Raw genomic sequence first — 5,825 nt, 5'->3', positions numbered from 1 at the left:
CGCCGCTGTGGGCACTGCCCAGCGCCATCGGGCTGGGCGCCGCGGTGCTCCTGCTGCGTGCCGCCATGGCGCGGCTGCGGCCAGTGCCGGGGCGGCGGAGCGAGGCCTTGGCGGGCGAGACTCCGGTCGTCGCGGTGGACCGGCGTGGCTTCCTGACCGTGTCGGGCATCACCGTGGGTGTCGCGGTGCTCGCGCTGGCCGGCTCGCGCGTGCTGTCGATGGGCTCGACCGCGATCAGCGCCGTGCGGGAGAAGCTCCGTCTGCCCGCTGCGCGCACGCCGGCGCCGCCTGTGCCCGCCGGGGCTGACCTGAAGCTCGACGACCTGGCTCCGTATGTCACCCCGAACGCGGACTTCTACCGCATCGACACCGCGTTGATCGTGCCGCAGCTGAACCCGCATGACTGGTCGCTGGAGGTCCGTGGCCTGGTGGACGAGCCGTTCACGCTCACCTGGGACGAGCTCATGGAGCTGCCGCTGGAGGAGCACTACGTCACTCTCTCGTGCGTGAGCAACGCCGTGGGCGGCGACCTCATCGGCAACGCCCTGTGGCTCGGCTACCCGATCCGCGCGCTCCTGGAACGGGCGAAGCCTCAGGCCGGCGCCGACATGGTGCTCTCCGGCAGCGACGACGGGTTCACCGCGGGCACGCCGCTGGAGGTGCTGCAGGACCCGGACCGCGAGTGCCTGCTGGCGGTCGGCATGAACGGCGAGCCGCTGCCCTTGGAGCACGGCTTCCCCGCGCGGCTGGTGGTGCCGGGGCTGTACGGGTACGTCTCGGCCACCAAGTGGGTCACCTCGCTGGAGGTCACGACGTTCGACGCCGATCAGGGCTACTGGACGCCGCGCGGCTGGTCCGCCCTGGGGCCCATCAAGATCGCGTCGCGCATCGACGTGCCGCGCTTGTCCGCGCCCCCGTCGGCCGGCGCTGTCACCGTCGCGGGCGTCGCCTGGGCGCAGCACACCGGCATCAGCAAGGTCGAGGTCCGGGCTGACGACGGGGAGTGGGTCACCGCCGAGCTCGCCGAGACGGTGGGGCCGGACACCTGGCGCCAGTGGCACACGTCGATCGATCTGGACGCCGGCTACCACAGCCTCGCGGTGCGCGCCACGGACGCCGACGGGCAGGTGCAGACCGAGACCAAGGCGCCGCCAGCCCCCGACGGCGCGTCGGGCTGGCAGACCATCTCGATCACCGTGGACTGACCCCGGGGGCGGAAGGGTCGCACCCCGCGACCCTTCCGTCTGCTCCGTCTGCCTGCGACCGGTGAGTGCCCACGATCAGGGCAGGGCGCGCAGATCGTCGACCATCTTCGTGGAGCTGAGCAGGCGGAGCCGTCGGGCAGCAGGATGCGGACGCCGGAGTGCGCCCGCGCGGCGACTCGTCGCCTCCTAGGACTCCTCTGCCTCACGGATGCGTACACCGTGCGGCAGCTCCCGCGGTGGTGTCGCTCTGACACCTGGGACTGACAGAGTCTCGCCCTGGGCCAGGTCCGTGACCAGACCGGCGTGGTCGCTGGGCCACACATCCTTCACCGCCTCGACGCCCACGCGCTCACAGCCCACGACGTCCACAGGTGGCATACCCGTGGAACCGCACCGGACGAGCAGGTGGTCGATCCGTCGGTAGGGCCAGCCCGGCATCGTGGCGCGCACTATCCCGTTGGCCGGGTCGAGGGTCCACCCCGGCTCGTCCGGATGCGTCACCTGCCAGGCATCCCGGTAACAGACGCTCCAGCCGTCCAGGGACTGCTTGCCCGTGAGGAACCGTAGGCTGGCGGCGTCGGGCTCCGCATCCAGGTCACCACCGAGGACGACCAGCGGGTCGCCGTCACCGATCATCTCCTCAACCGCCCTCGCCACCATGACCGCCTGACGCTCCCGGTCCACCTCGCCGTCGGCGGCCGCCTCGGGAAAGTGGTTGACCACCAGCGTGCGGCCGAACGGTTCCGGCGCGTCGATGGTGACCAGCAGGGCGGCCCACCGGAACTCGTGGACCTGCAGCCCTTCCGTCATGAGGTCGATCTCGCGGTGCTCCAGGACGGGCCACCGGCTCGCCACCGAGATGCCGCTGCGCTCCTCGTCGGATCGGGCCGTCGAGTGCACCACGTGGTATCCGCCGCCCAGCAGGTCGGCGGTCTGGTCGTACCGCTCGGTGAGGACCTCCTCGGAGAACAGCACCACGTCGGGTGCGGCTTCGCCGACGATCTCCTTGAGTACGCGCCGTCGCGCGTCCCAGTCGGCCCGCCGACCGAGTACGTTGTGGTTGTAGACCCGTAGCAGGGGGCGCCCGTCGGCCGTTCGACGCTCAGTCATCCCGGCACGACACCGCCTGCTCCGCTGTCGGTGCCGAACGCCCGAGCGATCCACGTCAGCACGCTGTCGGGCGTCTCGGTCGCCTCGGTCGTCTGGCCGGCGCCGGTGACAGCGCCGGCATCGGCCATGTGCACCTCGTCGACGGTGCCCAGCTCCTGACCGTCGGCGTCGAGGACCGTCATCCCGGTCGTCACGTCACGGATAGGCCCCTTCGGGCCGGTGAACTCTGACATGCTCGTTCCTCTCGTGCGTCGTCGCCGTAGGGCCGATCAGCTCGGTGGGTCGACCGGCTCGGCACCACGTTCGATACCGACCCCGAAGAACTCGACATCGACGGGTGAGGCGAACCGTCGTCCGTTGATCTCGTCGTGCCGCATGAATAACGGTGGGTCGACGTGCACCTTCAGGGTGTAGTCGCCGTCCTCAGGGAGCTCCCAGTTGCGCGCGTAGTGGTACAGCATCGGATGCCAGACCAGCTCCTGCGGGAACGGACCGAGCTCCTCCCCGCCGGGCGTCACGAGGGTCGCGCTCACGTTCAAGCCGGGTACGAAGCGCCCGTCGGCCGCGTCGCAGACGATCACCTCCACGTGCGTGTTGGCGTCACCGGGGTTGTGCCAGACCAGCTCGCCCTCCTGCAGGTGGTACATGCCCTCGGCGTCCTCGATGGCGTAGCCGACCAGGTAGTCGCCGACCTGTTTCGTCCCCGCCGTCTTGGCGACGTCCTGCGCCATGTGGTCGAGGGCGCGCCGGTAGGCGTCTCCCTGGGCGACGGCCAGCTGCAGCTGGCGCTCGGTCGCCTCCGACGAGCTGGGGTCCATGGGCGGGGTGGTGGGGGTCGTCGTCATCCGTGCCTCCTCGGGTGGAACGGTGGGCGCAGTTCGATGCTGCATCGCCGGTCTCCCGCTCGCACCCGCGGGCCACCGGCGCCCCCCGGCGGGAAGCTGCTTGTCTCGCGCAACGCCGACGACCTGCACCTGGCCCACCCGCCAGAGCCGGACGACGTCCACTCGCACGTCGAGCGGGCGCCGGCAGCGCTGGTGCGAGTCGGCCCGGGTGCTTCCATGCTGGACGTTCCGTTCGACGTCGACAGGGGAGACGCACATGTCCGACCAGAGCACGCCGCAGGACCCCACGACCCAGTACCCGCGACCGGAGCAGCTGGCGGACGACCTGCGGCCGCCCGGCCGTACGGGCGACATGTCCCAGGAGCCGGACCACGGCGAGACCACCTATCGGGGGTCCGGACGTCTGACAGGCAGGCGTGCGCTGATCACGGGCGGCGACTCCGGCATCGGGCGGGCCGTCGCGATCGCGTTCGCGCGCGAGGGCGCCGACGTCGCGATCTCCTACCTCCCGGAGGAGGAACCAGACGCGCGGACGACGGCGCAGTGGGTCGAGGACGCGGGCCGCACGGCGGTGCTGCTGCCGGGTGACATCCGGGACGAGGAGTTCTGCCGCCGGCTGGTCGCCGATGCGGTGGACGGGCTCGGGGGCCTCGACGTCCTCGTGAACAACGCCGCCTACCAGATGTCCCAGGACGGGGGACTGCGCGACATCACCACCGCGCAGCTCGACCGGGTGCTCAGGACCAACGTCTACGCGCTGTTCTGGATCACGAAGGCGGCGCTGGACCATCTGCCCCGAGGGGGGTCGATCATCAACACGACGTCGGTCCAGGCGTTCGAGCCCAGCCCCCAGCTCCTCGACTACGCCACGACGAAGGCGGCGATCCTCAACTTCACCAAGGGCCTGGCGCAGCAGCTGGCCCCCGAGGGGATCCGCGTCAACGCGGTGGCTCCGGGACCGATCTGGACGCCCCTGATCCCCGCGACGCTCCCGGACGAGAAGGTCGAGCAGTTCGGCGGTGACACCCCCCTGGGCCGGGCCGGTCAGCCCGCCGAGCTGGCTCCGGCATACGTGTTCTTCGCGTCCCAGGAGTCCAGCTACATCACCGGGGACCGCATCGGTGTCACCGGTGGTCGGCCGCTGTAGCCGGACCGTCGGCAGCCAGCGCGTCGACGCCCCGCCTCTGAGCGATGGCGAGCCCCGCGGCGAGCCGGGAGACGGCCTCGGCGGCCCCGGTCGGTCCTGTGGGGCTGTGCCCTACGGCACCTCCCGCTCACCGAGCTTCTGGCTCGTAGAACCAGCTGTGGAACGCCGTGCGCAGCGGCTGGGGGAGCAGTGCGGCGGTGGCGACCATCATCTTCGCCTGCAGCCCCGGGACCACTTCGGCCCGGCCGGCGAGCATCCCGTCGACGGCGCGGCGGGCCACGAGCGCTGGGCTGGACTTCGGGGCGCGCCCGATGCGGGTGCCTTCCATCTCAGCCTCACGGAAGAACGGTGTCCTGGTCGCGGAGGGAAGAAGTGTCGTGACCGTGACGCCGGTCCCGGTGAGCTCGCCCCGCAGCGACCAGGCGAACGAGCGCAGGAACGCCTTCGACGCGGCGTACGTGGCGAACAGGGGCGCCGGCATCGTCGCCGCGATCGACGACGTCACCATGATCCGCCCGGTGCCGGCCGCGACCAGGTCGGGGACGAGTGCGTGCGTCAGGTGCACCACGGACCGGACGTTGAGGTCCACGAGCCGAAGCTCGTCCTGCAGGGGTGTGCGCAGGAACGGTCCGTGCACGCCCACTCCCGCGTTGAGCACGAGCGTCCGTACCCCCAGCTCGCGAGCACGTGCGGCGGTGGTCGCGACCCCGTCCTCGCGCGTGAGGTCCACCCTGAGGCCCTTCACGGCGGTGCCGGTGTGCGTGCGCAGCGCCTGGACAGCTTCCTCCACGTCGCGGTCGGCCACGATCAGCACGTCGCGACTGCGCTGTGCGAGCTCCCGGGCCACCGCGAACCCGATGCCGCTGGTGGCTCCGGTGACCAGCGCGACGTCCTGCGGGTCGTGGCTCACGGGCGTGTCCTTCCGTAGACCTGCTCCATGTCTCGAAGCCGTGCCCCGACCATAGGCGGGGCGCGGCCCACCCGCACGTGACCTGGTGTAAAGGCGGCCGGTTGCCAGTGGCCCGGACCTGGCTACGTTGAGAGCATGGTGACCGTGATGCGCGCCGCGCGCTGTGCCCCCGAGGCGGTGCTGGACGTGCTCGCGGACGGCTGGTCGTACTCCAGCTGGGTGGTGGGCACGGCGCGCATCCGGGCCGTCGACCCGACCTGGCCGGAGCCGGGCGCGCGCATCCTGCACTCCGTGGGTCTGTGGCCCGGCCTGCTCGACGACGAGACCGTCATCCGCGCCCTGGTGCCGGGCCGTTCGATCGAGCTGCAGGCGCGGGGATGGCCCGCGGGTGAGGCGCGGGTGCTGATCGAGGTCGAGCCGCTGCCGTCGGACGGCGGCAGCCGGATCCGCATCACCGAGGACGCGAACAGGGGGCCCGGCAAGCTGGTGCCCCGGTCGGTGCGCAGCGCCGTGATCGGCCCCCGCAACACGGAGACGCTGCGCCGGCTCGCCTTTCTCGCGGAGCGGCGGGCGCCCGGGCAGCTCGCGCGCTGAGCGGCGCGTCGGTG

7 protein-coding genes are annotated in these 5,825 nt (G+C 71.7%); 3 read left to right on the top strand and 4 right to left on the bottom strand.

Annotation, left to right across the window (positions count from 1 at the left end):
- Window positions 1–1,205, top strand: a 1,205-nt coding sequence (locus PROKR_RS09065; protein WP_051432817.1) for a molybdopterin-dependent oxidoreductase, incomplete at its 5' end; no start/stop codon positions are given.
- A 186-nt stretch (window positions 1,206–1,391) separates the two neighbouring features.
- Here PROKR_RS09065 and PROKR_RS09060 read toward each other — a convergent pair.
- From PROKR_RS09060 to PROKR_RS09050, 3 genes are read right to left on the bottom strand one after another with little or no spacing between them, the layout of a single operon-like run.
- Window positions 1,392–2,315, bottom strand: coding sequence for an endonuclease/exonuclease/phosphatase family protein (locus PROKR_RS09060; RefSeq protein WP_036962298.1), 924 nt, complete (start codon window positions 2,313–2,315; stop codon window positions 1,392–1,394).
- Window positions 2,312–2,548, bottom strand: a complete 237-nt coding sequence (locus PROKR_RS09055) for a hypothetical protein (RefSeq protein ID WP_036962295.1) — start codon at window positions 2,546–2,548, stop codon at window positions 2,312–2,314. The genes PROKR_RS09060 and PROKR_RS09055 overlap by 4 nt, the downstream gene beginning before the upstream one ends.
- 36 nt (window positions 2,549–2,584) lie before the next feature.
- Complete coding sequence (locus PROKR_RS09050) at window positions 2,585–3,160, bottom strand: iron transporter (RefSeq protein ID WP_036962292.1); 576 nt, start codon at window positions 3,158–3,160, stop codon at window positions 2,585–2,587.
- Window positions 3,161–3,416: 256 nt separating this feature from the next.
- On the opposite strand from PROKR_RS09050, the gene PROKR_RS09045 reads away from it, so the two are divergent.
- The gene (locus PROKR_RS09045; RefSeq protein WP_036962288.1) at window positions 3,417–4,307 is read left to right on the top strand and encodes an SDR family oxidoreductase; all 891 of its coding nucleotides are present in this window, start codon (window positions 3,417–3,419) and stop codon (window positions 4,305–4,307) included.
- Between the two features lie 127 nt (window positions 4,308–4,434).
- Here the strand turns inward: PROKR_RS09045 and PROKR_RS09040 are convergent, their stop codons facing one another.
- On the bottom strand, window positions 4,435–5,217 hold the full coding sequence (locus PROKR_RS09040; protein ID WP_036962285.1) for an SDR family NAD(P)-dependent oxidoreductase: 783 nt from the start codon (window positions 5,215–5,217) through the stop codon (window positions 4,435–4,437).
- Window positions 5,218–5,352: 135 nt separating this feature from the next.
- Here PROKR_RS09040 and PROKR_RS09035 point away from each other — a divergent pair, with 135 nt between their 5' ends.
- Window positions 5,353–5,811 (top strand): SRPBCC family protein, encoded by a 459-nt coding sequence (locus PROKR_RS09035; protein ID WP_036962283.1) that lies wholly within the window; start codon window positions 5,353–5,355, stop codon window positions 5,809–5,811.
- Window positions 5,812–5,825 lie beyond the last annotated feature (14 nt).

The sequence above is a fragment of the Promicromonospora kroppenstedtii DSM 19349 genome, assembly GCF_000515355.1.
In the GTDB taxonomy this organism is placed as follows: domain Bacteria; phylum Actinomycetota; class Actinomycetes; order Actinomycetales; family Cellulomonadaceae; genus Promicromonospora; species Promicromonospora kroppenstedtii.
This window is presented reverse-complemented; position numbering and strand designations above follow the sequence as displayed.